Annotated in this window: 22 protein-coding genes; 15 read left to right on the top strand and 7 right to left on the bottom strand. The window is 69.7% G+C overall.

All coding sequences use genetic code 11. The features are described 5' to 3' along the window. The first annotated feature begins 40 nt into the window (after positions 1-40). The 10 genes from ACE3RQ_RS07380 to ACE3RQ_RS07335 all read left to right on the top strand — a co-directional run bounded on the left by ACE3RQ_RS07380 (position 41) and on the right by ACE3RQ_RS07335 (position 10,718). On the top strand, positions 41-724 hold the full coding sequence (locus ACE3RQ_RS07380; RefSeq protein ID WP_374521314.1) for a TetR/AcrR family transcriptional regulator: 684 nt from the start codon (positions 41-43) through the stop codon (positions 722-724). After that, positions 721-2,262: an acyl-CoA carboxylase subunit beta gene (locus tag ACE3RQ_RS07375; protein ID WP_374521313.1), complete on the top strand. Its 1,542-nt coding sequence runs from the start codon at positions 721-723 to the stop codon at positions 2,260-2,262. Before ACE3RQ_RS07380 ends, ACE3RQ_RS07375 begins: the two co-directional genes overlap by 4 nt. A gap of 14 nt (positions 2,263-2,276) precedes the next feature. Next, entirely contained in the window at positions 2,277-3,296 is a 1,020-nt protein-coding gene (locus ACE3RQ_RS07370) for an ABC transporter ATP-binding protein (RefSeq protein WP_374521312.1), read from the top strand. After that, positions 3,289-4,263: an ABC transporter ATP-binding protein gene (locus tag ACE3RQ_RS07365; protein WP_374521311.1), complete on the top strand. Its 975-nt coding sequence runs from the start codon at positions 3,289-3,291 to the stop codon at positions 4,261-4,263. The genes ACE3RQ_RS07370 and ACE3RQ_RS07365 overlap by 8 nt, the downstream gene beginning before the upstream one ends. A 35-nt stretch (positions 4,264-4,298) precedes the next feature. After that, the gene (locus tag ACE3RQ_RS07360; RefSeq protein WP_374521310.1) at positions 4,299-5,873 is read left to right on the top strand and encodes an ABC transporter substrate-binding protein; all 1,575 of its coding nucleotides are present in this window, start codon (positions 4,299-4,301) and stop codon (positions 5,871-5,873) included. 19 nt (positions 5,874-5,892) lie between these two features. Beyond that, complete coding sequence (locus ACE3RQ_RS07355) at positions 5,893-6,852, top strand: ABC transporter permease (RefSeq protein WP_374521309.1); 960 nt, start codon at positions 5,893-5,895, stop codon at positions 6,850-6,852. Between the two features lies 1 nt (position 6,853). Continuing rightward, on the top strand, positions 6,854-7,717 hold the full coding sequence (locus tag ACE3RQ_RS07350; protein ID WP_374521308.1) for an ABC transporter permease: 864 nt from the start codon (positions 6,854-6,856) through the stop codon (positions 7,715-7,717). 21 nt (positions 7,718-7,738) lie between these two features. Next, positions 7,739-7,960 carry an acetyl-CoA carboxylase biotin carboxyl carrier protein subunit gene (locus ACE3RQ_RS07345; protein WP_374521307.1) on the top strand — a complete coding sequence of 74 codons (222 nt, stop codon included), beginning with the start codon at positions 7,739-7,741 and terminating at the stop codon, positions 7,958-7,960. 29 nt (positions 7,961-7,989) lie between these two features. After that, a complete protein-coding gene (locus ACE3RQ_RS07340) occupies positions 7,990-9,729 on the top strand; it encodes a class I adenylate-forming enzyme family protein (RefSeq protein WP_374521306.1) in 1,740 nt (579 codons plus the stop codon). A 323-nt stretch (positions 9,730-10,052) separates the two neighbouring features. Then, complete coding sequence (locus tag ACE3RQ_RS07335; protein ID WP_374521305.1) at positions 10,053-10,718, top strand: N-acetyltransferase; 666 nt, start codon at positions 10,053-10,055, stop codon at positions 10,716-10,718. Between the two features lie 26 nt (positions 10,719-10,744). On the opposite strand, the gene ACE3RQ_RS07330 is transcribed toward ACE3RQ_RS07335, so the two are convergent. Continuing rightward, a complete protein-coding gene (locus tag ACE3RQ_RS07330) occupies positions 10,745-11,143 on the bottom strand; it encodes a hypothetical protein (protein WP_374521304.1) in 399 nt (132 codons plus the stop codon). Between the two features lie 177 nt (positions 11,144-11,320). On the opposite strand from ACE3RQ_RS07330, the gene ACE3RQ_RS07325 reads away from it, so the two are divergent. The 4 genes from ACE3RQ_RS07325 to mrtJ all read left to right on the top strand — a co-directional run bounded on the left by ACE3RQ_RS07325 (position 11,321) and on the right by mrtJ (position 19,057). Further along, positions 11,321-13,579, top strand: a complete 2,259-nt coding sequence (locus tag ACE3RQ_RS07325) for a choice-of-anchor O protein (protein WP_374521303.1) — start codon at positions 11,321-11,323, stop codon at positions 13,577-13,579. Positions 13,580-13,626: 47 nt separating this feature from the next. Then, positions 13,627-15,411: a choice-of-anchor Q domain-containing protein gene (locus tag ACE3RQ_RS07320; protein ID WP_374521302.1), complete on the top strand. Its 1,785-nt coding sequence runs from the start codon at positions 13,627-13,629 to the stop codon at positions 15,409-15,411. A 77-nt stretch (positions 15,412-15,488) separates the two neighbouring features. Continuing rightward, entirely contained in the window at positions 15,489-18,521 is a 3,033-nt protein-coding gene (locus ACE3RQ_RS07315; RefSeq protein WP_374521301.1) for a hypothetical protein, read from the top strand. Next, a complete protein-coding gene (mrtJ, locus tag ACE3RQ_RS07310; RefSeq protein WP_374521300.1) occupies positions 18,518-19,057 on the top strand; it encodes a JDVT-CTERM system glutamic-type intramembrane protease in 540 nt (179 codons plus the stop codon). Before ACE3RQ_RS07315 ends, mrtJ begins: the two co-directional genes overlap by 4 nt. A 31-nt stretch (positions 19,058-19,088) precedes the next feature. Here the strand turns inward: mrtJ and ACE3RQ_RS07305 are convergent, their stop codons facing one another. Then, entirely contained in the window at positions 19,089-19,574 is a 486-nt protein-coding gene (locus ACE3RQ_RS07305) for a hypothetical protein (RefSeq protein ID WP_374521299.1), read from the bottom strand. 212 nt (positions 19,575-19,786) lie between these two features. Here ACE3RQ_RS07305 and ACE3RQ_RS07300 point away from each other — a divergent pair, with 212 nt between their 5' ends. Beyond that, on the top strand, positions 19,787-20,143 hold the full coding sequence (locus tag ACE3RQ_RS07300; protein ID WP_374521298.1) for a hypothetical protein: 357 nt from the start codon (positions 19,787-19,789) through the stop codon (positions 20,141-20,143). Between the two features lie 16 nt (positions 20,144-20,159). On the opposite strand, the gene ACE3RQ_RS07295 is transcribed toward ACE3RQ_RS07300, so the two are convergent. Genes ACE3RQ_RS07295 through narJ form a run of 5 tightly spaced genes read right to left on the bottom strand, consistent with a single transcriptional unit; the run spans position 20,160 to position 23,595 of the window. Beyond that, on the bottom strand, positions 20,160-20,567 hold the full coding sequence (locus ACE3RQ_RS07295) for a ribonucleotide reductase subunit alpha (RefSeq protein WP_374521297.1): 408 nt from the start codon (positions 20,565-20,567) through the stop codon (positions 20,160-20,162). 26 nt (positions 20,568-20,593) lie between these two features. Continuing rightward, a complete protein-coding gene (locus ACE3RQ_RS07290) occupies positions 20,594-21,295 on the bottom strand; it encodes a carbonic anhydrase (RefSeq protein ID WP_374521296.1) in 702 nt (233 codons plus the stop codon). Further along, a complete protein-coding gene (locus tag ACE3RQ_RS07285) occupies positions 21,292-22,167 on the bottom strand; it encodes a peptidylprolyl isomerase (protein ID WP_374521295.1) in 876 nt (291 codons plus the stop codon). Before ACE3RQ_RS07285 ends, ACE3RQ_RS07290 begins: the two co-directional genes overlap by 4 nt. A gap of 1 nt (position 22,168) precedes the next feature. Beyond that, positions 22,169-22,897, bottom strand: a complete 729-nt coding sequence (gene narI, locus ACE3RQ_RS07280) for a respiratory nitrate reductase subunit gamma (protein WP_374521294.1) — start codon at positions 22,895-22,897, stop codon at positions 22,169-22,171. After that, positions 22,894-23,595, bottom strand: a complete 702-nt coding sequence (narJ, locus tag ACE3RQ_RS07275; protein WP_374521293.1) for a nitrate reductase molybdenum cofactor assembly chaperone — start codon at positions 23,593-23,595, stop codon at positions 22,894-22,896. The genes narI and narJ overlap by 4 nt, the downstream gene beginning before the upstream one ends. Between the last annotated feature and the right edge of the window lie 6 nt (positions 23,596-23,601).

The following is a 23,601-nucleotide window of genomic DNA, read 5'->3' as shown; positions in this document are numbered from 1 at the left end:
CCCCAAACAGGCACCGGCACCGCGCCAGGCACGTGAGGTCATGACCCACGAAGAGAAGCGCGAGCGCATCCTCAAGGTGGCCGAACGGCTGTTCGCCAAGCAGGGCTACGCCAACACCACGATGGAACAGATCGTGGACGCGCTGGGCGTGACCAAGCCTTACGTCTACTACTATTTCCGCAGCAAGCTGGAGATCTTCGAGACCCTGTCGTGGACGCCCACGGTGGCCTGTTTCTCGACCATGGATTTCCCGCCCGACGACCACCGCCCCGCCCACGTGAAGGTGGTTGAAGGGCTGGAAAAACTCATTCGCGCCACGCTGGCGCACTACCCCTCGGCCTTCTTCCCCTACCGCGAACCGCAGGTCTACCGACCCGAGTACATGGCCGCGCAGAAGCAACTGGCCAACCACTTCTACGACCAGCTCTGCCCCCTGCTGGAGCAGGCCCGTGACGAGGGCATGCTGGAGTTCCGCGAGACCAAGATCACCGCGCTGGCCGCCTGCAGCCTGGCCGGTTTTCTCTACAACTGGTACCGGCCCAATGGGCGCCTGCCGCCCGAAGAGATCGTGAAGGAACTGACCGAGGCGGCCTGCCGCGTGATCGGCTTGCGCGCGCGCCGCAAGGCACCGGCCCGGGCCATGTCTGCCCAGTCGACCAAGGCCACCACCACCAGCGCGCGCAAGCCGCGCCCCCGCAAAACCGAGAAGGCAGACAAGGCATGAGCTGGCAATTCGCAGTGGACGAACTGGAGCGCCGCCGCGCGCTCGTGCGCCGCATGGGCAGCCCCGAGAAGGTGCAGCGCCAGCGCGACGGCGGCAAGCTCACGGTGCGCGAGCGCATTGACGCCTTGCTCGACGATGGCAGCTTCACCGAAATCGGCTCCACCACCGGCACCGCAAAATACGACGAACAAGGCCGCCTGGTGGACCTGGCCGCCAGTGGCTTCGTGTTCGGGCGTGGCCGCATCGGTGGGCGCCCGGTCACGGTGGCGGGCGACGATTTCACCGTGCGCGGCGGCGCGTCTGACGGCGCGTCGATGGAGAAGATCACCGCCTCGGAACAAATGGCCGGCTCGCTGCGCGTGCCGCTGGTGCGCCTGATCGACGCCTCGGGTGGCTCCATTCGCACCATCGAGCACCTGGGCCGCACCTACGTGCCGGCCAACCCCGCGTGGGACCTGGTGGTCAACAACCTCACCACGGTGCCGGTGGTCTCGCTGGTGCTGGGCTCGGTGGCGGGCTTTGCCTCGGCCCGCGCGGTGGCCAGCCACTACTCGGTGATGGTGGCCGACACCTCGCACATGTTCATCGCCGGTCCGCCGGTGGTGGCGCGCACCGGGCGCCAGTTCACCAAGGACGAACTGGGCTCGCCCGAGCTGCACGCCAAGGCCGGCGCCATCGACGACATCGCCGACAGCGAACAAGACGCCTTCGAGCGCGCGGCGCGTTTTCTCTCGTACCTGCCTTCGTCGGTGGACGAGCTGCCGCCCTGCCTGCCCTGCGACGACCCCATTGACCGCTGCGAGCAGCGCCTGATCGAGGCCGTGCCCACCGACCGGCGCAAGGTCTACAAGATGCGCGAGATCCTGGCCGACGTGTTCGACCGCGACAGCTTCTTCGAGATCACGCGCCACTACGGCCGCTCGGTCATCACCGGCCTGGCCCGGCTCAATGGCCGCCCGGTGGCGGTGATGGCCAGCGACCCCTATGTGTACGGCGGCGCCTGGTCGGCCGACACGGCGCAGAAGGTCACGCGCTTCGTGGACATGGCTGAGACCTTCCACCTGCCGGTGGTGAACCTGGTGGACATTCCGGGCTTTCTGATCGGCCTGGAGGCCGAGCAGGCCGCCACCATCCGCCATGGCTCGCGGGCCCTGAGCGCCATCTACCAGGCCACGGTGCCCTGGTGCTCGGTGCTGGTGCGCAAGACCTTTGGCGTGGCCGGCGCGGCGCACTGCAACGCCTCGCGCCTGCGCTACCGCTACGCCTGGCCCTCGGGCGACTGGGGCTCGATCCCGCTGGAAGGTGGGGTGGAGGCGGCCTACCGCGCCGACCTCGCGGCCGCGCCCGACCCGCAGGCCGCGCTGGCCGAGATCACCGCCCGCCTGGAGGCGCTGCGCTCGCCGTTTCGCACCGCCGAGGCCTTTGGCGTGGAGGAAATCATCGACCCGCGCCAGACCCGCCCGCTGCTGTGCGAATTCGCCGAACACGCCTACCGCCTGCTGCGCCCGGTGCCCACCCGCGTGCAATTCCGTCCCTGAGTCCACGCCCCCGGATGAACACCCTGCCCCTGACTTCCCCGGCGCCGCTGCTGGACGTGCGCCAACTGCAAGTGGCCTTCCAGACCCGCCAGGGCCTGCTGCCCATCACGCGCGACGTGAGCTTCACGGTGATGCCGGGCGAGCGCATTGCCCTGGTGGGCGAGAGCGGCTGCGGCAAGACCGTCACCGGCCTGTCGCTCATGCGCCTGCTGCCGGCCGACGTGGCCCGCGTGAGCGGCCAGGTGCTGCTGCAAGGCACCGACCTGCTGCAGCTGCCCGAGCGGCAGATGCGCGCGGTGCGCGGGCGCGACGTGGCCATGATCTTTCAAGAGCCCATGAGCGCGCTCGACCCGGTGTTCACCGTGGGCGAGCAGATCGCCGAGGCCTACCGCGTGCACTTTCCCGACCGCGCCCAGGAGGCGCGCGACCGCACGCTGCAGGTGCTGGAGCAGGTGGGCATTCCGCTGCCACAGCAGCGCTACCACGAGTACCCGCACCAGCTCTCGGGCGGCATGCGCCAGCGCGTGATGATCGCCATGGCCCTGATCTGCGAGCCCAAGCTGCTGATCGCCGACGAGCCCACCACCGCACTGGACGTGACGGTGCAGGCGCAGATTCTGCGGCTGCTGCGCGAGCTGAGCGAGCGCACCGGCACCGCGCTGCTGTTCATCACGCACGACCTGGGCGTGGTGGCCGAGACCTGCACCCGCATGGTCACCATGTACGCCGGCGAGGTGGTGGAAGACGCGCCGGTGGACGACGCACTGATTGAGCCTCGCCACCCCTACACCTCGGGCCTGCTGCGCTCGCTGCCGCGCTTCAGCCCGCGCCGCGCGCCGCTGGCCTTCATCCCCGGGCGCGTGCCCGCGCCCGGCACCCTGCCCGAGGGCTGCCGCTTCCAGCCGCGCTGCGCCCACGCCAACGAGAGCTGCCAGGCCCCGCAAGTGCTGCAGGCCATCGACACCCAACACCGCCGGGTGCGCTGCGGCCGCGCGCCCGAGCTGGAACTGCCCGGAGTGCCCACCCATGGCTGAACCCCAGACCCCCCAGCCACTGCTGCAGGCCCGCGACCTGTGCGTGGAATTCCCCCTGCCGCGGCGCCGCACGCTCAAGGCGGTGAACGGCGTGAGCTTTGACGTGTACCCCGGCGAGACCTTCGGCGTGATTGGCGAATCCGGCTCGGGCAAGACCACGCTGGGCCGCGCCCTGGTCTCGCTGATCCGCCCCACCGGCGGGCAGTTGCTGCAAGACGGTGTGGACCCGGGCACGCTGAGCCGCGCCGCCATGCGCGAGCACCGGCGCGATTTCCAGATCATGTTTCAAGACCCGAACGCCGCGCTGAACCCGCGCGTGCGCATCGTCGATTCGGTGATGGAGCCGCTGGAGGTGGCCGGCCACCGCGACGCCCGCGCCAACCGCGAGGCCGCGCTGCAGGCCATGGCCCGCGTGGGCCTGCCGGCCGCCTTCGCCGACCGCTACCCGCACCAGCTCTCGGGCGGGCAGAAGCAGCGCGTGATCATTGCGCGCGCCCTCACCCTCAAGCCACGGCTGATCGTGTGCGACGAGGTGGTGGCCGCGCTGGACGTGTCGATCCGTGGCGAGGTGCTCAACCTCTTTGCCGACCTGCAGCGCGAGTTTGGCCTGACCTATGTGTTCATCACGCACGACCTGTCGGTGGTGTCGCACATCAGCGACCGCATTGCCGTGATGTACCTGGGCTGCCTGATGGAACTCGGCCCGGCCGAGGCCCTGGCCGAGCGCCCCCTGCACCCCTACACCCAGGCCCTGCTCTCGGCCGAGCCCGTTGCCCTGCCCCGCTCGATGCGCCACGAGCGCCCCATCGAGTTGCGCGGCGAGATTCCCAGCCCGGTGGACCCGCCATCGGGCTGCCCCTTCCGCACCCGGTGTCCACAAGCCACCGACACCTGCGCCGCCAGCCGACCGGCCTGGCAAGAACGCCGGCCCGGGCACTGGGTGGCCTGCCACCACGCCCAAGCCTGACGAAGAGACCCCACCCATAACCACAGGAGACAAGCATGAGTCAGATTGAAAAGCCTTCCTTCGACGTGTTGATGCCCGCCCTGCCGCGGCGCCAGGCCCTGGCCTGGCTGGGCGGCCTGGCCCTGGGCTCGCAGATGGCCATGCCGGCCTGGGCGCAAGGCGCCGTGAAGCGCGGCGGCGTGCTGCGCATCGCCTCGCTGCACAACCCCTCCAGCATGGACCCGGCCACCGGCGGCGCCGGCACCGACCACTCTTACCTCTGGACGGTGTACGACACCCTGGTCGAGTGGGACTACGACACCCTGCGCACCCGCCCCGGCATGGCCGATTTCCGCTTCACCGACCCCAAGACCCTGGTGCTGGACATCAAGCCTGGCATCACCTTCCACGACGGCACCGCCTGCGACGCGGCGGCCGTGAAGTTCAACCTGGACCGCAACCGCCAGGACGCGCGCTCCAACCTGAAGGCCGACCTGGGTTCCATCGACGCGGTGGACGTGACCGGCCCGCAGCAGGTCACGCTCAAGCTCAAGGCGCCCGACGTGGCCCTGCCCGCCGTGCTGTCCGACCGCGCCGGCATGATGGTCTCGCCCAAGGCGGTGCAGGCCCTGGGCAATGAGCACGACCGCAAGCCAGTGGGCGCGGGTCCCTGGAAATTCGTGAGCTGGGCCGACAACCAGAAGGTGGTGGTCACCCGCAACGACAAGTACTGGCGCGCCGGCCAGCCGAACCTGGACGGCATCGAGTTCTCCGTGATCACCGACCAGGCCACCGCGCTGCGCTCGGTGGTGGCCGGCCAGAACGACTTCGTGTACGCCCTCTCGGCCCGCTACAAGCCGCTCATCGAGCGCGCCAAAGAGCTCACCTTCATCACCGCGCCCACGCTGTACGTGATCCAGCTTTACTTCAACTGGTCGCGTGGCCCGCTGGCCAACGCCAAGGTGCGCCAGGCCATCAACTTCGCGCTCGACCGCAAGGCCTTCATCGCCGCTGGCATGGGCGGGCTGGGCGAGGCCGCGGGCATGCAACTGCCGTCCACCCACTGGGCCTACGACAAGGCCGTGGCCGAGCTGTACCCGCACGACCTGGAGCGCGCCCGCAAGCTCATGGCCGAGGCCGGCCTGGGCAACAACGTGGAGATCACCTTCGGTGGCTACAACGACCAGGACAACGTGCGCCGCAACGAGATCGTGATGGAGCAGCTCGGCAAGATCGGCATTCGCTGCAAGTTCACCACCGGCACCATCCCCGAAATCTCGGGCCAGTTTTTCGGCAACGAAAAGAAGTTCGACGCCCTGCTCTCGGCCTGGACCGGCCGCCCCGACCCCAGCATGACCTACGCGCTGATGTACGCCAAAGACGCCTACTACAACGCCGGGCGCGCCGAGGTCTCGCCCGAGGTCAGCGCGCTGCTGGTGGAGAGCCGCCAGAAGTCGTCGGTTGAAGAGCGCCGCGCCGTGTTCAGCAAACTGCAGCGACTGATCATGGAAGGCGCCTACTCCGCCCCGCTGGGCTTCCAGTTCGAGGTGGCCGCGGCCGGCCCCAAGATCAAGGGCTTCAAGCCCAACCTGCTGGGCAAGCCGAAGTTCACCGACATCTCGCAGGCCTGAGCCACAGGAGAGGACACCCATGGTTACCCTCAGGGAGAGCGCCGTCGGCCTGTTCGGCCGGCGGCTGGCGCAAGCCTTGCCCGTGATGCTGCTGGCCACGCTGCTGGCCTTCGGCCTGCTCAAGCTGGTGCCGGGCGACATCGCGGTGACGCTGGCGGGCGACAACGCCTCGGACCAGCGCATCGCCGAAATCCGGCAGCTCTACGGGCTGGACAAGGCCTTCCTCACCCAATACGCCGAGTGGCTGTGGAAGGTGGTGCAGGGCGACTTGTCGCGCTCGCTGCTCACGGGCGAGGCGGTGCTGGTGAGCATCGAGCGCTGCCTGCCTGCCACGCTGCTCATCGTGGTGCTGGCCATGGTGTTCTCGGTGCTCATTGGCGCGCCGCTGGGGGTGCTGGCGGCCAGCCGCCAGGGCAGCTGGATCGACAGCGCGGTGATGTCGGTGGGCTCACTGGGGGTGGCCATTCCCAACTTCTGGCTGGCCATGTTGCTGATCGCCACGCTGGCGCTGGAGCGCGGCTGGTTCCCGGTCACGGGCTCGGTGGCCTTCTCGCAAGACCCGCTGCGCGCCATCCACCACGCGGTGCTGCCGGCGCTGGCCCTGGCCGCCGGCGGCGTGGCCGAAATCTCACGCCAGTTGCGCGGCGCACTCATTGAGCTGCTGTCGTCGCAGCAGGTGCGCACGCTGCACGCCAAGGGCCTCTCGCCCATGGCGATTCTGTGGAAGCACGGGCTGCGCAACGTGGGCATCAACCTGCTCACCGTCATCACCCTGCTGGCCAACCGCATGCTGGCGGCCACGGTGGTGATCGAGGCGGTGTTCGCCGTGCCCGGCATGGGCAGCCTCATCGTCAATGCCGCGCTGCAGCGCGACTTCCCCGTGGTGCAGGGCGTGATCCTGGTCATGGTGGGCATCGTGCTGCTGCTCAACCTCACGGCCGACATGCTGTACGGCCGCATCGACCCGAGGGTTCGCTGACATGAGCCAAGCCAACACCGCCCATCGCGGATGGGCCGCCGTGCTCGACTGGCTGCGCCGCGACAAGCGCGCCGCCGTGAGCATGGCCTTTCTGGTCTTGCTGGTGCTGGTGGCGCTGCTGGCGCCGTGGATCAGCCCGCACACCCCGTCTGACCAAGACCTGGTGAACACCCTGGCGCCGCCTTCGGCCGCGCACTGGCTGGGCACCGACGACCTGGGCCGCGACGTGTTCAGCCGCCTGCTCTACGGCGCGCGCGTGGCCATCTACTCCAGCTTCCTGGCGGTGGGCATCGCGGTGCTGCTGGGCGTGCCGGTGGGCGTGCTGGCGGGCTTTCTGGGTGGCTGGTTTGACGAGGCCGTGGGCCGCGTGATCGACACCCTGCTCTCCTTCCCGGCCATCGTGCTGGCCATTGCCGTGACCGGCGCGCTGGGCATTGGCCTGACCAACGGAATGATCGCCGTGGGCATTGTGTTCGCGCCCCAGCTCGCCCGCCTGGCGCGGGCCCGCACCCTGGTGGTGCGCCAAGAGCTGTACGTGGACGCGGCGCGCTGCTTTGGCGCCAGCACCGGCCACATTCTGTGGCGCCACGTGCTGCCCAACGCCATTCAGCCGGTGCTGGTGCAAGTGACGATTTTGCTGGCCGGCGCGCTGCTGGCCGAGGCCAGCCTGAGCTTCCTGGGCCTGGGCATTCAGCCGCCCGACCCGAGCTGGGGCGCCATGCTGGCGCGGGCCTACCAGAGCATGGAGATCGCGCCCGAGCAGATGTACGCCCCGGGCATCGCCATCCTGCTCACGGCCCTGGCCTTCAACAGCGTGGGCGAGTCGCTGCGCAAAGAGCTCGACCCCACCAACCAACGCCTCTGACCTTTTCTTTGGAGAAACCCCATGCCTGCCGTGAAAGTTGTGTGTGACGTGGCCGGAACCGTGTTCAAGATCGAAGCCCAGGCCGGCCAGGCGCTGGACAAGGGCGGCACCCTGATGCTGCTGGAGTCGATGAAGATGGAAATTCCGGTGGAGGCGCCGCGCGCCGGTGTGCTGCGCGAGTGGTGCGTGGCCGAGGGCGACACCGTGAGCGAAGGCCAGTTGCTGGCCTGGATCGACGCCTGAGCCCACCCCACCGCTGCCCCGGAGCCGCCATGACACCCGACGCCCTGTTCGACACCCTGGTCGCCGAAGGCGACGTGATCCTCGACGTGCTGGACCAGCGCGCGCAGGACATGCCCGACAAGGTCTACCTGCACTACGGCGAAGACGGCATTCGCCTGAGCTACGCCGAGTTCAAGCGCCGCACCGACCGCTTGGCCGCCGGCCTGGTGGCCCTGGGCCTGCAGCCCGGCCAGCCGGTGAGCGTGCTCACGCGCAACTCGCTGGTGAGCGTGCTGGCCATGTTCGCCATCTGGCGCGCAGGGGGCGTGTTCGCGCCGGTGAACTTCAACTTCAAGGGCGACCTGCTGAGGTACCAGCTCAACGACACGCAGCCCTTCGCCCTCATCACCGACCCGTCGTTCGCGCCCATCCTGGCCGACATCGCCGCCGACCTCACCCTCAAGCAGGTGGTGATGCACCAGCCGCGCCCGGGCGAGCACGACCACAACCCGGAAGAAACCATGGCCCCGGTGCGGGGCCTGTTCGCCATCACGCCGCTGAGCACGCTGGAGCAATGCGGCGACCCCACGCCGGTGATCCCGCGCACCCCGTTCGACACCGCCAACATCGTCTACACCTCGGGCACCACCGGCCCGTCCAAGGGCGTGGTGCAGCCCTTTCGCTGGATGAACCACTACAGCCTGCCGCTGCGCACCGCCACCACCGCCGACGACGTGCTGTATTGCGACCTGCCCATGTACCACGTGGGTGGCGCCTTCGCCCTGGTGACCCGCGCCGTGTGGGTGGGCAACACCGTGGGCCTGTGGGATCGCTTCAGCCCCAACCGCTTCTGGGAGCGCATTGCCGAGGTGGGCGCGAGCTGCTGCATCCTGCTCGACGTGATGATCACCTGGCTGCTCAGCGCCGAGCCGCGCGAGAGCGACCGCCGCAACACCCTCAACAAGGTGCACATGCAGCCCCTGCCCGCCAACCACCACGAGGTGGCGCGGCGCTTCGGCATTGACTTCGTGAGCTGCGGCTTCGGCCAGACCGAATCGGGCGTGGGCTTCACCGGCATGATCGACCAGTGGGGCGCCGAGCACGGCACACCACCCGAGCTGTGGAAAGGCCTGCCCAAGGCCGCCTACCTGGCCGCCTGCCGCGACGCCGGGCGCCTGGTGGTGGACGGCAGCCAGCCCCTGCCCAAGGGCTTCATGGGCCTGCCCAACCCGCTGCTGGAAGTGGCCATCCTGGACGAAGACGACAACCGCTGCGCCCCCGGCGTGGTGGGGCAACTGGCCTTCCGCCCGCGCTACCCCGGCCTGCTGCTCAAGGAATACTTCCGCAAGCCCGAGGCCACCGTGAAGGTGCTGCGCAACTGCTGGTTCCACACCGGCGACGCCTGCCGCGAGAACCCCGACGGCTCGGGCACCTACCTGTTCGTGGACCGCATGGGCGGCTTCTTCCGCGTGCGCGGCGAAAACGTGTCGTCCTTTGAGGTGGAGGCCCTCATGGCCAGCCACCCCAAGGTGCGCGCCTGCGCCGCCCTGCCCCTGCCCGCCCGCGAAGGCGACGAAGACGACATCGCCGTGTTCCTGGAACTCAAAGACGGCGAGCAGGTGAGCGAGGCCGAGCTGCGCGCCCACGCCGCCGCCAAGATGCCCAAGTACATGCAGCCGGCGCACATTCGCGTGGTGACTGCGCTGCCGGTGACGCCCACCAACAAGATCGAGAAATACAAGCTCAAGCAGGCCTTGCTGGCCGAGCTGCAGGCCGCGGGCGGCACCTGATCGGCGCGGGGCCTGATCGGGCGGGGCCGGCAGCGTCAGCGATTTGACAGCAAACCGCCACATCGCCTAGAGTCTCGGCCCATGGCCTCCCGCGCACACACCTTCCAACCACGCCCCTGGCCGGTCGTTCAGACCGGCGAGCGGCGCTGGTGTGCCCGGTTCAGCGCGGGCCTGCGCCAGCCGGCCGCAGATTCCTGAGCCCGGCGATACCCCTTCCCTTTCAGCGCAACTTCCATCGCCGGGCCACACGCCGCGCGATGCCGCGTGCCCGTCTCCTGGCCTGCCTGCCAGGCGTGGGCCGCCCGGCCATTGGAAGACGCCCCATGTCCCCCACCCTCGTGGCGACCCCGTTCGCCCTGCCCCTGGCCCCTGCCTTGCCCCCCTGGGGCGCCCCGCGCCTGCTGGATTTGCTGCGCCGCCTCGTCACCGAGCTGCGCATTGACGTGCACCTGCCCGAGGTGGAGCTGGAACTGGAACTGCAGCGCCTGCACGGCCGCCTGCCTGGCCTGAACCCGGCGCCCCAGCCCCTTGCCGACTTGCACCTGCCGCGCGCGGGCCTGCGCGTGACGCTGCGCGAGGCCGACGGGGAACAGTTCGTCTACGTGACCGACACCGTGCGCGACCGCCTGGCCGCCTACATCACCTTCAACCGCCTGGTGGAGATTCACCGCCGTGCCGACCGCCATCTGCGCGCGCCGCACACCAAGGTGTCGGTGCCGTACCGGCGCCAGCGCATCGCCAGCACGGTGTACCGCTGGTGGCTCGACGGCGGGCGCAGCGCCATCACCGGGGCGCGCCAGTCGCCGGCCGCGCGCGCGCTGTGGCTCTCGCTCGCGCGCGACTACCCGCTGAGCTACGTGCGCATCGAGAACAAGCGCCTGTATCCGCTGGGCGATCGCATCAGCGAGGCCGACATGGACAGCCTGCACGTGCGCGCGGTGCTGCTGGGGCGCGGGCGCTCGCTGTCGGATTTCGTGGAAGCCGCCTGAGCGCCTGAGCGCCTGAGCGCCCACCCTCATTCGTGCAGGTAGTCGCGCACCGGCAGGTCGGTCTCGATCAGGTGGTTCACCATCCACGCGCCCAGAAACACCGCCAGGGCCGGCCGGTCTAGCTGACCACCGCGCGCATCGGCCACCCAAGCCTGCAAGGCCGCTGCGCCTTGCGCCGCCAGGCGCTGGTGCTGCGCCAGCGTGGGGCATTGGTTGCGCGCCAGCAGCTCGGCCTCCAGCCGGGTGTGGCTGGCGTTCAGGCTGGCGATTTCCTGCAGCAGGTGGGCCAGGTCGTGGTCGGGCACACGGCTACGCCCCAGCCAGGCCAGCAGCTCGTCGCTCATGGCCATGAGCTCGATGTGTTGCTCGTCCACGCGCGCGTTGCGCACGCTGAAGCTGGGGCACCACAAAGACAGATTTCCCATCGCCGGTCCTCTCGAAAAGGGCACCCATGGTGTGGACGAGCACCACGCCAAGCATTGAGTCTTCTCAAGATCTATCGATTGCGCAATCAAATCGAACACCATTGAGAACGCTCAGCGGTGAGCCCTGCGCCACCTTCGACATTGCCCATCAGGAAGAGGCAACCCGTCGGAGGGAACATGCAGATCAAACCATTGGCCACGGGCACCCTGGCCGCCACGCTCACCCTGGTGGCCTATGCCGCGCTGCAGGTGCGGGTGAACGACCCGGTGGTGCTGAGCACGGGCTCACATGGCGACAAGCCCAAGCTGCAGCGCATGGCCGATGGCAGCCTGCTGGCCATCTATGGCGACAGCCCCGCCGAGGCCGGCCTGGTGTACGACGTGAAGGCCGCCGTGGAACGCCCGGCGCGCGATGTGTTCGTGCGCCGCTGCGTGCCCAGCGCCAGCGTGAGCTGCGAGCAGGCCAGCGACTGGTCGGCCCCGCTGAACGTGTCGGGCTCGGCCCTGCTGGCCAGCAGCGGCAGTTTTGACTGGCGCGGCACGCTGGGCGAACCCAGCCCCTATTGGGGCGACATCGACAAACCCAACGTGAAGGCCGCCGGCAGCCTGGTGGTGGTGACCTGGGTGGGCAAGCACTGCCCGGATGGTGACCTGTCTCAGCCCGGCGTGCAGCCCTCGGTGCAGCGCGGCGTGCGCTATGGCGAGCGCGACGGCGGGCGGGTGATTCCCTTCTCGTGCGTGTGGGTGAGCCACTCCACCGACAGCGGCGCCACCTGGGCGGCACCGCGCCAGTTGAGCACCGGCGAGCGCGACGCCATTCAAGACGCCAGCAGCGTGCAGCTCAACAGCGAGACCAAGCTGGGCCAGGCCGTGCTCTCGTGGCAGGAAGACCCTTCAGGCCTGCAACTGGGCGAGGCCGGTGGGCCGGGCGACGGCGCTTCTGGCGCCAAGGTGTCGCTGGGCACTGACATCTGGTACGCCTATGCCGGCATCAACCTGAGCGACAACACCGGCGCCGAGCCCATCACGGCCAACGACTTCACCTTGTCCACCCCGGTGCGCCTCACCGACAACCAGACCCGCCTGGGCCCCGAGCTGAACGAGGCCGCGCCTGAGCTGTACGACGGCACGGGCGCGGCGATTGACGTGGCCACGGTGGAAACCGGCGACGCCGGTGCCTCGCGCGCCAACATCGGGCAGGTGGGCAACCAGGTGATCGTGGCCTACGAAGAAAGCAAGGGCTCGGCCGGTGCGTCGGTGGGCAAGTTCATCCGCTACCACAGCTTCACCTACAACAAGCCCGTGCCGGTGGACGGCGACGCCACCACCAACGACCGCCGTGGCTGCGTGATCTCTGACCCGGCGAAGAACGCGCGCCGCGTGCGCTTTGTCAGCCAGGGCGCGGCCGACGCGGGCGCGGGGGGCATTCAACTGGCCATCTTCTGGCGTGAGGGCGTGGCCAACGAAGGCGGCCCGGCCGACGTGGTGCTGCGCCTGGCCGGCTCGGCCGACGCCAGCACCGTGGCCATCAAGCCGCAGCACCTGAGCCCGGCGGTGGACACCAACTGCACCACCTCGGTGTACGCCGAAGCCGCCGCGCTGGCGCAGGCACGGGCCATCAACGTCAGCAGCCGCAGCGCCAGCGTCACGGCCAGCGACAACGGCCTGGGCGATGACACCGAGCTGAACGCCGCCGAGAACGCCCTGGCCCACCGCGCCCTGCTGCGCGGGCGCGACCTGTGGGTGGGCTATTCCTACGCGGCCGACCTGGCCGCGCTGGGCACCCAGGCCGACCACTACAACTTCTGGCTGCGCCAGTACAACGTGGACAGCGCCGCCTGGGGTGTGCCGCGCAACGTGAGCGGCATCACCGACAAGCGCATCAACGTGCGCGAGCCGCGCCTGTTCGGCACGCCCAAGGGCTCGGCCAGCGCCTGCCCCAGCGGCGACCCGGCCGCTGCCACCACCACCGACCCCACGCTCTGCCAGAACGCCGACGTGGTCTACGTGGCCTGGGGCACGCAAGAAAACGTGCCGGTGGGCAGCACGCCCACCAGCGCCGTGACCGACCAGGGCATCTTCATCGGCGCCAGCGTGGACGGTGCGCGCACCTTCTCATCGCCCGTTCGCTACTCGCAGGCGCGCGGTGCCTTGTTTGAAGACGACGAGGCCGCCTACGAGGCACAGATCGCCACCCGGCCCGATGGCCAGCGCTTCTTTGGCGTGTGGAGCCAGCGCCCGCTTGACGGCGACACCAGCGACGTGGCCTACGCCAGCGGCGAGATCTCGCTCGTGCCCGACCCGCAGGCCGTCGTCGTGCCGCTGGACGAGGGCGGTGGCTGCAGCGCCACCAGCGACCCACGCCCCCTTGACCCCGCCCTGCCCCTGCTGGCGCTGCTGGCCTGGGCTGGCCTGCGCGCCCGCCGCCGCCGCTGACAGGCCCTTCCCCCTTTCTTGCCCACCAACCCATTGGAGAAACTGCCATGAACCCAAGCAACCGCAAGCCCCTTGCCCGTTTGCTCCCCATCCGCGCCGCCTGCCGCCTGGCGGGCGGCACCCTGCTGGTGGCCGCCAGCCTGCCCGCTGCCATGGCGGCCACGATCACCGTGGACCCCACCGCCGCCGACGCCGCAGTGGCCAGTGACGGCAAGTGCTCGCTGCGCGAGGCGGTGCTGTCGGTGAACGCCGGTGCCGACATGGGCGACTGCGTGGCCGTGGTCACCGAGGCCTACGGCACCAACGACACCATCGTGCTGCCCGCCGGCAGCTACACGCTCACCAAGCAGGGCATCGACGAAACCTACACCGACGCCAACCCCAGCGACCCGGCCAGCGTGCCCGTGGTGGTGAACACCCCCGATGCCACGCGGGGCGACCTTGACCTGCAGAAGAGCGTGAAGTTCGTCGGTGCGGGCAGCGCCAGCACCGTGATTGAGTGGAACGCCGAACTCACGGGCGACCGCGTGTTCCATGTGATCGCCGATACCGGCACGGTGAACGTGGAACTGCAAGGCGTGACGGTGCGCAACGGCTCGCCGCAGCAGGTGGACATCAAGGCTGGCCCAGCCTCGGGCTCGGGCGCGCTGGAAACCCGCTACTACCTGCGCCGCGCCGGCGGTGGCATTGCGGTGGGGCCGGCCGCGGCCATCGTGCTGGTGGACCCCAACGTCACCGGTGACGCCAACGCCGCCGGGCGTGGCGGCAGCCAGCGCCCCGATGGCGGCGAAGAAGGCGGGGCCACCTACTCGCTCAAGCTGACCGACGTCACGGTCTACAACAACAGCGCGCAAGGCGATGGCGGCGGCATCTACACCGCCGGCGCCATGACCATGACGCGCAGCACCGTGCGCAACAACACCGGCAGCACCAACGGCGGCGGCATCTACAACGAGGGCAACACCACCATCACCGCCAGCACCATCAGCGACAACACCTCGGAAGGCGGTGGCGGCTTCTTCGGCACCGGCAGCAACAGCGTCACCATCAGCGGCAGCACGCTCAGCGGCAACACGGCCGTGGGGGGTGGCGCCATCAGCGGGCGCGCGGGCGTGACGATGAAGATCGTCAACTCCACCATCAGCGGCAACAAAGGCAGCGACGTGGGCGCCGGGCTCTACACCAACGGGTCGGCGCAACTCCTCTTCGTGACCATTGCCAACAACCTCGCTGGCGCCGATTCCACTGGCGCAGGCTCGGGCATCAACCTCTTCCCGGCCTCGGGCGGCGGCACCAGCGTGACGCTGAAGAACGTGCTGCTCTCAGGCAACCGCAAGGGCTGGGTGGCCGACATGGACGCCGCCGCCATCGCGGCCCTGCCCTCGGCCAACTGCGGCGTCACCGGCAGCGGCCTGCCTGTCAGCTCGGTGGCCTCCAACCTCAGCAGCGACGCCAGTTGCAACGGCTGGCTCACCAGTGCCAGCGACAAGAAGGAGGTGGCGGCCTTGCTGGGCGACCTGGCCGACAACGGCGGCCCCACCCTCACCCACGCGCTGCTGGCGGGCAGCCCCGCCCTCGGGGCAGGCACTGCCGACACCAGCGCCACCGTGGACCAGCGCGGCACCACCCGCGACGCCACGCCCGACATCGGCGCCTTCGAGGTACCCACTGTCGTGACGCCCACGCCCACCCCGGTGGACGAGGGCGGAGGCTGCACGGCGGCCAGCGGCCAGCGCCCGATCGACCCGGCACTGCCCGGCATGGGCCTGCTGGCCCTGCTGGCCATGGGCCTGCGCCAGGTTCGCCGCGCCAAGCGCTCACGCCAAGGCTAAACGCCCGCGCCTCTGCACCCGGGGGCGCTGACCAGCGCCCCCGGCCATTCACCCAAGACCCACATCAGGAGGCCCCCATGCCACACCCCACCCGCTTACCGCTCAGACCACTGCCCACACTGGCCGCCCTGCTCAGCGCCTTCGCGCTGGTGTCCTGCGGCGGTGGCGGTGGAGACGCCACCGTGGCACCACCCGAGCCCATCACCATCATCGAGGCCAACATCGACACCCTGGCCGCGCAGATCGGCGGCGGCACGCAGGACGTGGAGCGCTACAACGACGGCAGCACCGACTGGGCGCTCTACACCATGGCCAACCGCTTCGCGGCCACGCCCGTGGGCATGAGCCAGGGCGCGGTGCACGAGGTCGTGGTGCCCGGCTACATCCAGCACATCACGCTGGTGCAGGGCTGGGGCGGCAAGAACTACGCACTGTTGTCCATGGGCGGCAAGGGCATTGGCGTGGTGGACATCACCAACCCCGCGGCCATGTCGCTGGTGCGCACCATGACGGTCAACTACCTCACGCCCGAGTACACCTACTCCGACGGCGGCGGCACCGTGTTCACCGAGCCCGCGGCCACCGAGCCGCGCACCGGTGGCCCGGTGAACGACCTGCTGGTGGACGACCAGGGCACGCCCGAGACCACCGATGACCAGCTCTACATCGCCAACACCGCCTTCGGCATCCAGAAGACAGCACTTGCCAACCTGATGAACGCCGAAGGCAGCGGCGCACTGCCCATCGACAGCGGCGCCTGGACCCTGAAGTACGCCGGCGAGAACCCCTGGGGCGGCCCGCTGAGCCTGAAGCTGCACGGCGGCAAGCTCTACGCGGCGCTGGGCTTCCTGGGCATTGGCGTGTACGACAAGACCACGCTCAACCGCCTGGGCGCCTACAACCTCTACGCCGACTGCAGCAGCAACGAAGACTGGTTCGGCTACCCCAACCGCAAGCCCGCCTGCCCCGGCACCAACGTGGACGTGGTGGCCGGCGGCGTGGACGCCGACGGCATGCCCACCCACCTGCAGGCCGCCGCCGAGCTGGGCGAGAAGAACGACCTGCCCTCCTACCCCTGGGCCGAGTTCGACCGCTACGGCAAGTACTACTACAACGCCCGCGCGCTGGACCTGGTGGACCTGCCCGGCGGCAAGACCATGGCCTACATCGCCTACTCGCTCAGCGGCCTGGTGGCGGTGGACCTGACCGACAGCGCCAACCCCGCCTACCAGGGCTATGTGCCCGCCGCGCCCGCGCACGGGCCTGACGAGCCCCCGGTGAACGTGGACAAGAAAGGCATCCTGTCCCACTTCGGCTCGGGCATGCTCAAGGAAGCCGGCGTGATGGACGTGCGCGTGGTGCCCACCACCGTGGGCGGCAACCAATACCGCGCCTACTACACCGACCACTTCGCCGGCCTGGTGGTGGTCAGCGGCGCCGAAGCGCCCGCCACGCAGTGGCGCAACGCCGGCGGCCCGTTCAACAACAACACCGACGCCCGCGTCTACTGGCCCGACTACGAGTTCGTCACCTCCTACGACATGACCCCCGTGCCCGTGGGCGACGAGTCGCTGCCGCGCTTCCTCACCGCCAGCAACGGCAACTACAGCGCCCCGGTGATGCTGGTCACGGGCGAGATCAACGGCCACGGTGGCTCGCTGTTCCTCATGCCCGGCATGGACCCCGCCGCCGCCGGCCAGGTGGACCTAGTGGAATCGTCGGGCGCGGGCGGCGTGAGCTTTGTGGACCTGATCGACCTCACCTCGGCCGGTGTCGAGCCCGCCAACCGCTTCGCCGTGCCGGTGAACCTGGTCAGCACCAACGAGGTGGGCGCCTATGAAGACGGCTCGCCTGGCCAGCCCATTGCGGTGGGCCATGCCGAAGGCGTCACCGTGTCGGGCGACCACCTCTACCTGGCGGACGGGCCGCATGGCGTGAGCGTCTGGCGCATCGCCAACGGCCTCACCCCCATCGACGACCTGCACCTGGTGGCCAACACGCTGCAAAGCGAGTACCCCACCGGCTCGGTGATGCCCACGCCCCATGCCTTCAAGGTGGCCTTTGGCGCCGACCCCAACCAGGCCTACGTGATGAGCCAGAGCCTGGGCATGCGGCGCCTGAACGTGACGGCGGTGAACACCGGTGCCGCACAAGTGGGCGCGCCGCGCTTGCTGGACGCGGCCGGCAACATCTTTGAGCACAACACCGAAGCCGGCAGCGTGGGCACGGTGAAGATCAGCGGGCAAGACCACGCCTACGGCGTCACCTTCCACGGGCGCTACGCCATCGTGGCCGACGGCAACAACGGCCTCACCGTGTACGACACCACGGTCGACCCGGCCACCGGCCTGCACGTGGTGGACAACATCGGCGGCGCCACCACCGGCAAGGCCCCCGTGGGCCGCGCCGCCTCGGTGAAGCTGTGGACCAACCCGGCCACCAACCGCAAGTACGCCGTGGTGGCCGCCGGGGCCTATGGCGTCTCGGTGGTGGACATGACCGAGCGGCTGGACCGTGGCATCGCCCTGGACGTGAGCCGTGACCTCGTCAAGACCTTCGAGCCCCTGAAGGCCGACGACGACAACGCCTTTGGCTCGGCCGACGGCAAGAGCGTGGACGTGCACGTGATCGGCGACATCGCCTACTTCAGCTACGACAGCTTCGGCCTGGTGGCCTACCGCATGGCCGACCTGATCCAGCCTGCGGGCGACATCAAGCCCGAGTGCGCTGGCGTGGACCCCACCAAGCTCAGCGCCAAGCAAGGCGGCATTGCCGAGTGCCGCCCCCTGGCCGTGGGCTACTTCAAGCTGCAGAAGCTCGCCGGCTACGAAACCGTGGACGGCGGCGCCCTGTACATGACGCCGCAGTATTTCCCGGCCGGGGTGCCGCTGCGCGACGGCAACGGCACGGTCTACACCCTGTCGCAGCCCCGCCTGCTGTTCTACGTGGCCTATGGCGATGCCGGTGTGGTGAAGCTCGACTGGAGCAACGTGGCCCAGCCCTCGCTCATGGCCATTCACGGCGTGGTCGGCGGGGCCAGCGCCACCGCCATCCACAACGGGCGGGTGTACGTGGCCGCAGGCGCAGGTGGCCTCACCGTGCTGAAGTGAGTTCGCCCAGCGCCCCTCCCTCGGCCTCGCCCACGCCCCGCGCGTGGGCGAGGCCTTTGGCGCGCGAGGCGGGCCTGCGGCGGCCCGTGGCCGGCTGGTGGCAAGACCGGCACTGGCGCCTGGCCTGCTGGGCCGCCCTGCCGGTGTGGGTGGCGCTGGCCCTGGTGGTGGGCCCGCACATGCGGGCACCGGTGGGTGCCTGGGCGTGGCTGTCGCTGGTGCTGGTGCAGCCACTGCTGGAAGAGCTGGTGCTGCGCGGCCTGGTGCAAGGCCTGGCGCTTGGCCTGAGCACACGCCGCGGTGTCGCGCTGCGCCTGGGGCCGCTGAGCCTGGCCAATGCCCTCACCACGGGGCTGTTCGTGGCCCTTCACCTGCCCCACCAGCCCCTGCCCTGGGCCCTGGCGGTGGCGCTGCCCTCGCTGGTGCTGGGGCACCTGCGTGAACGCCTGGGCAGCGTGTGGCCCGGCGTGCTGCTGCACGCGATCTACAACCTGGGGTTTGGCCTGGCGGCCTGGGGCGCTCGCCTGCTGACTTGAGGCGAGGCCCGGCCATGCGCTCAGTGGCCCGTCACTGGGCCTTCAACTGTTCCTGCGTCTTGAGCTGCACCTGCTCCTGGGTCTTGAGCTGGTCGCGGGTCTTGAGCTGCAACTGCTCCTGCGCCTTGAGCTGCTCCAGCGTCTGCAGGTGGGTTTGTTCCTGCGTCTGCAACTGGTCGCGCGCGCGGGTCTGGTCTTGGGTTTTCAGTTGGTCGCGCACCTGATCCAGCGAGCGCTCTTGCGTTTTGATCTGGTCGCGCGTCTGCGTGAGCAGTTGCTCTTGTGCCTTGAGTTGCGCCCGGGTGTGCGTGAGCAACTGCTCTTGCGTCTTGATCTGGTCGCGCGTGGTGGCCTGCGTCTGGCTCTTGGTGGCCCCTGCTGGCCCCCCGGCACCGGCGCCAGCGCCGCCGCCGCCCGCACCGCCGCCGCCACCGCCCCCCGCGCCGGCCGCCCAGGCAAGGCCGACAGCGGTCAACAACAGGGCACCCAACAAATGTTGCTTTCGATGAAAAGACATGAACCACTCCATGGAAGTTGAGGGAATTGCGCGGCACCCAAGCGGCACCGGACGACCCCAGTGTCGGCAGCGCGGCACACCGCCCCCTTGAGTGCCCTCAACGAAACGCGATTTACCCCTCGCCCAGCCTTGTGGTGCCCACCGGCGCTGGGCACACTGGTTTCAGCCCGCCACACAGGCGCCGGTTTCCCCTCACGTCAAGGAGCCACACCATGTCTTGGAAGCACACCACCGCCATCGCCAGCCTGTTGCTGGCACTGGGTTCGGCCTCGGCGCAGGCACCCGCCGGGCCTTACGCCGACGACGCGCCCATCTACGGTTCGCAAATGATGACCACGCAAGAGCGCCAGGCCTACCGCGAGCGCATGCGAACCGCCAAGACCGCGGAAGAGCGCGAGCGCCTGCGCCAAGAGCACCACGAGCAAATGGTGCTGCGCGCACGCGAGCGCGGCATCACCCTGCCCGACCAGCCACCGATGCGCGGCGGTGGCATAGGCCCAGGCACTGGCGCCGGCCGCGGCCCTGGCGGCGGCGGGCCTGGCCCCTTGCCGGGCGGCCCGAACCGCTGATCGCGGCCAAGCGAACTCAGGCGCTGAGCGACAGCGCCTCGCCCCGGCGGTCAAACACCAGCAGGCCGTCCAGCGCGCCGGCCTGCACGCGGCCCACCAGTTGTTCCAGGGCCTGGTCCACCGCTTGTTCAGACGGCGGCTGGCCCCGCTGCCCGCCCAGGGCGGCGCTCACCACCAGCGACCACTGCGTGTCCATGCCATCGGCCTCGTCGCACAGGGCGGCGAACGAGGTGCCGTCTTCGGGTGCCTTGGCCACGCACAGGCGCGGCGCCAGCGCGCCGCCCTCGCCAGCCTCGAAGCGCGCGCGCTCGTCCGCGCTGGCGTCGTCGGGCAGTTCCACCTGGGCAAACACGAACAGCAGGCGCTGCGGCTGGGGCTGCTGGCGCGCGGCGCTCAGCAGGTCGTCGTAGTGAAGGATGTTCATGGTGGGTGGGGCCTCAACAAAGGGGTTCAGAGCGGGAGCACCTGGCCGTCGTGTTCCACGTAGGGCGAGGCGGGGCGATAGGGGCCGGTGCCGCTGTGCTCGGCCTGCGAGGCGGGCACAAAGCCGCCGGCCTGCACGTCGAACACATGCACCTCGCCGTCTTCGATCACGTAGTGCCAGCCGTGCAGCGTGAGGCGCCCAGCCTCCACCTCGCGGCGCACCATGGGGTAGTCCATCAGGCGTTCAAGTTGCAGCACCACCGCGCGCTGCTCGGTGCGGCGCAAGGCCTCGGGGCCGGGCACCACGGGCAACAAGGCCTCATTGGCGAGCTGCAGCCACTGGCGCAGGGCGCGGGCCTCGTCGGGCACGCCTTCGTAGGCCGCGCGCACCGCGCCGCAGTGGCTGTGGCCACACACCACGATGCGCTCCACGTGCAACTGCAGCACCGCGAATTCCACCGCGGCCATGGTGCCGTGCCAGCCGTGGCTGCCGTCGTAGGGCGGCACCAGCGCGCCCACATTGCGCACGATGAACAACTCGCCCGGCCCGGCGCCCGTCAGCAGGTAGGGCACCAGGCGCGAATCGGAGCAGCCGATGAACAGGGTCTTGGGGTGCTGGCCCTGAGCCACCAGGTCTTGAAAGCGCTGCTGGTGGTGGGTGAAGTAGTCCGAGCGAAAACGCCGCAGCCGCGAGAGCAGTTCGTCGTCGGCGTTGGGCGGCGGGCTCATTGCACCAGCGGCGACGACGCGCCCTCCAGGTCAACGCCGCGCAGGTCGGCCTGGCCGGCCAGCACCGCCAGGTACTGGCGCAGCGCGGTGGCCTGGGCCTGCTGGCGCATCTGCAGGCCAATGCGCTCGCGCACCTCGTCAAATTCCAGCGTGCGCCCGGGGCGGCGGCCCAGCACCTGCACGATGTGCAGGCCAAAGCGGGTGTGCACCAGGCGCGGGTGCACGCCCATGCCCCAGGCGGCGTCGCGCTGGAAGAAGAGTTCGTTGGCCAGTTCGGGCGCGCAGTCGTCGGGGCCGATCCAGCCCAGCTCGCCGCCCTCGGCACCACTGGGGCAGTTGGACCACTGCCGCGCCAGTTCGGCAAAGCGCGCCTCTGGCGTGCCCTGGCGGCACAACTCCAGCAGCACGCCTTCTGCCTTCTGTGCCAGGGCGTGCACGTTCACGCCCGGTGTCACGGCGAACAGGATGTGCCGCACGTGCAGGGCCTGCCCCACCACGAAGTGGCGGTGGTGGGCCACGTAGTAGCGGCGCATGGCGCCTTCGTCGGGCACGGGCACGGTCACGGCCTCGTCCAGCAGGGCCTCGATGGCGCGCTGCTCGGCCTCGCCCATGGCCGGGGCCACGGGCGGGCGCATGGCGCTCAGGCGGCCCAGGCGCACGGCCTCCTGGCGCAGCAGCTCGGCCACGGCGCGCTGGCGCAGTTCGTCGGGGCCGACCTGCTGGCCCGGCGCCAGCAAGGGGATGCCGTTGACGCTAGGGCGCTCGGCCTCGACGGCGGTGGCCTCGGTGGCGCAGCCGCAGGCACTGGTGCTGCCACTGGTGCTGCCGCCGCAGCAGCCCGAGGGGCTGGTTTCCCAGGTGGTGGCGTTCATGTCAGTGCCCCTTCTGGCGCGGTGGGGCGCCCATGGCGGTGGGCAGGCCCACGCGGCGGCTGCGCACCACCTGGTAGGGCCGCAGCACATAGGCCAGGGTGCCAAAGCCGCTCCACACGTGCACCAGGCGGCTGAAGGGGAAGAGCAGGAAGATGGTCATGCCCAGCACCAGGTGCACCTTGTAGGGCCAGTCCAGCGCCACCAGGCCGCTGGCATCGGGCCGGAAGGTCACGATGCGCTGCGCCCAGTCAGACAAGGCCAGCATCACCGTGCCATCGCTGTGGCCCAGCGAGAAGGGCAGCGTGATGAGGCCCAGCACCAGTTGCACCCACAGAATCACCAGGATGAACAGGTCGGTGCGGTGGCTGGTGAGGCGAATGCGCGGGTCAAAAATGCGCCGGTGCAGCAACAGCGACAGGCCCACAAAACACACCGCCCCGGCCACGCCACCGGCCACCACCGCCACCAATTGCTTCTGCGCCGGGGTGATGAAGGGCTCGTACACCCAGTGCGGCGTGAGCAGGCCCACGCTGTGGCCGAAGAACAGGAACAGGATGCCCGCGTGAAACAGGTTGCTGCCCCAGCGCAACTGGCCAGCGCGCAGCAGCTGGGAGGAGTCGCTCTTCCACGTGTACTGGTCGCGGTCGAAGCGGGCCAGGCTGCCCATCAGGAACACCGACAGGCAGACATAGGGATAGACGTTGAAGAAGAAGTTGTGCAGCGTGTTCATGCCTGCGCTCCTTGGCGTTGGGTGGGGCCGTTGCGCACGACCCGGATGGGTTGGGGCTGGCCGGGGCGGGCCTGACCTTCGGTGGAACAGCCGCCAAACACGGGGGGCTCGTCCCAGCTCTCGTCCAGCGGCGCGTCGTCTGGCACGGGCACCGCTTCGGCTTTTTCGCCGGCCAGCTCCAGCACGGCGGCCAGCACGCTGGCGTAGGGGCTCTGCCGCTTGAGCAGGGCGCTGAAGATGGCGCGCAGGATGTGCGCCGTCTCGCCCAGCAGCTCGCGCGCCTGGCGCGGTGGCTGGGTGGAGGCGTATTCCAGCAGCACGCTCAGGTGGTCGGGCAACTCGCCTTCTTCCAGGTAGAGCCCGGCCTTCTCGTAGGTTTGCAACAGGTCGATCATGGCCGGGCCACGGTCGCGCGAGTCGCCGTGCACGTGCTCGAACAGGTGCAGCGAGGTGGCGCGCCCCCGGTCAAACAGCTCAACGAACTCGGCCTCGGTGACCAGTGGGTCGCGCTGGTGCAGGCGCAGCAGCAACTGCGCCAACTCGCCCACGCGGGTGGAAGGCAGCGCCGCCTCCAGCGTGAGCGCCTCGATCATCTCGGGCACGTGCTGGCGAAACTCGGCGTCGGGGTAGCGCAGCAGGTGCGAGAGCACGCGCAGCGTTTTGGTGGTCTGGCCCGGAGGGCTGAAAAAGGTTTTCATGACAGG

Origin of the sequence: Hydrogenophaga sp., assembly GCF_041913525.1 — a bacterium.
Classification (GTDB): Bacteria; Pseudomonadota; Gammaproteobacteria; order Burkholderiales; family Burkholderiaceae_C; genus Hydrogenophaga.
This window is presented reverse-complemented; position numbering and strand designations above follow the sequence as displayed.

Coding starts and splice junctions, on each gene's coding strand:
- ACE3RQ_RS07380 (WP_374521314.1), top strand. CDS start 41: ATGACCCACGAAGAGAAGCGCGAGCGCATCCTCAAGGTGGCCGAACGG.
- ACE3RQ_RS07375 (WP_374521313.1), top strand. CDS start 721: ATGAGCTGGCAATTCGCAGTGGACGAACTGGAGCGCCGCCGCGCGCTC.
- ACE3RQ_RS07370 (WP_374521312.1), top strand. CDS start 2,277: ATGAACACCCTGCCCCTGACTTCCCCGGCGCCGCTGCTGGACGTGCGC.
- ACE3RQ_RS07365 (WP_374521311.1), top strand. CDS start 3,289: ATGGCTGAACCCCAGACCCCCCAGCCACTGCTGCAGGCCCGCGACCTG.
- ACE3RQ_RS07360 (WP_374521310.1), top strand. CDS start 4,299: ATGAGTCAGATTGAAAAGCCTTCCTTCGACGTGTTGATGCCCGCCCTG.
- ACE3RQ_RS07355 (WP_374521309.1), top strand. CDS start 5,893: ATGGTTACCCTCAGGGAGAGCGCCGTCGGCCTGTTCGGCCGGCGGCTG.
- ACE3RQ_RS07350 (WP_374521308.1), top strand. CDS start 6,854: ATGAGCCAAGCCAACACCGCCCATCGCGGATGGGCCGCCGTGCTCGAC.
- ACE3RQ_RS07345 (WP_374521307.1), top strand. CDS start 7,739: ATGCCTGCCGTGAAAGTTGTGTGTGACGTGGCCGGAACCGTGTTCAAG.
- ACE3RQ_RS07340 (WP_374521306.1), top strand. CDS start 7,990: ATGACACCCGACGCCCTGTTCGACACCCTGGTCGCCGAAGGCGACGTG.
- ACE3RQ_RS07335 (WP_374521305.1), top strand. CDS start 10,053: ATGTCCCCCACCCTCGTGGCGACCCCGTTCGCCCTGCCCCTGGCCCCT.
- ACE3RQ_RS07330 (WP_374521304.1), bottom strand. CDS start 11,143: ATGGGAAATCTGTCTTTGTGGTGCCCCAGCTTCAGCGTGCGCAACGCG.
- ACE3RQ_RS07325 (WP_374521303.1), top strand. CDS start 11,321: ATGCAGATCAAACCATTGGCCACGGGCACCCTGGCCGCCACGCTCACC.
- ACE3RQ_RS07320 (WP_374521302.1), top strand. CDS start 13,627: ATGAACCCAAGCAACCGCAAGCCCCTTGCCCGTTTGCTCCCCATCCGC.
- ACE3RQ_RS07315 (WP_374521301.1), top strand. CDS start 15,489: ATGCCACACCCCACCCGCTTACCGCTCAGACCACTGCCCACACTGGCC.
- ACE3RQ_RS07305 (WP_374521299.1), bottom strand. CDS start 19,574: ATGTCTTTTCATCGAAAGCAACATTTGTTGGGTGCCCTGTTGTTGACC.
- ACE3RQ_RS07300 (WP_374521298.1), top strand. CDS start 19,787: ATGTCTTGGAAGCACACCACCGCCATCGCCAGCCTGTTGCTGGCACTG.
- ACE3RQ_RS07295 (WP_374521297.1), bottom strand. CDS start 20,567: ATGAACATCCTTCACTACGACGACCTGCTGAGCGCCGCGCGCCAGCAG.
- ACE3RQ_RS07290 (WP_374521296.1), bottom strand. CDS start 21,295: ATGAGCCCGCCGCCCAACGCCGACGACGAACTGCTCTCGCGGCTGCGG.
- ACE3RQ_RS07285 (WP_374521295.1), bottom strand. CDS start 22,167: ATGAACGCCACCACCTGGGAAACCAGCCCCTCGGGCTGCTGCGGCGGC.
- narI (WP_374521294.1), bottom strand. CDS start 22,897: ATGAACACGCTGCACAACTTCTTCTTCAACGTCTATCCCTATGTCTGC.
- narJ (WP_374521293.1), bottom strand. CDS start 23,595: ATGAAAACCTTTTTCAGCCCTCCGGGCCAGACCACCAAAACGCTGCGC.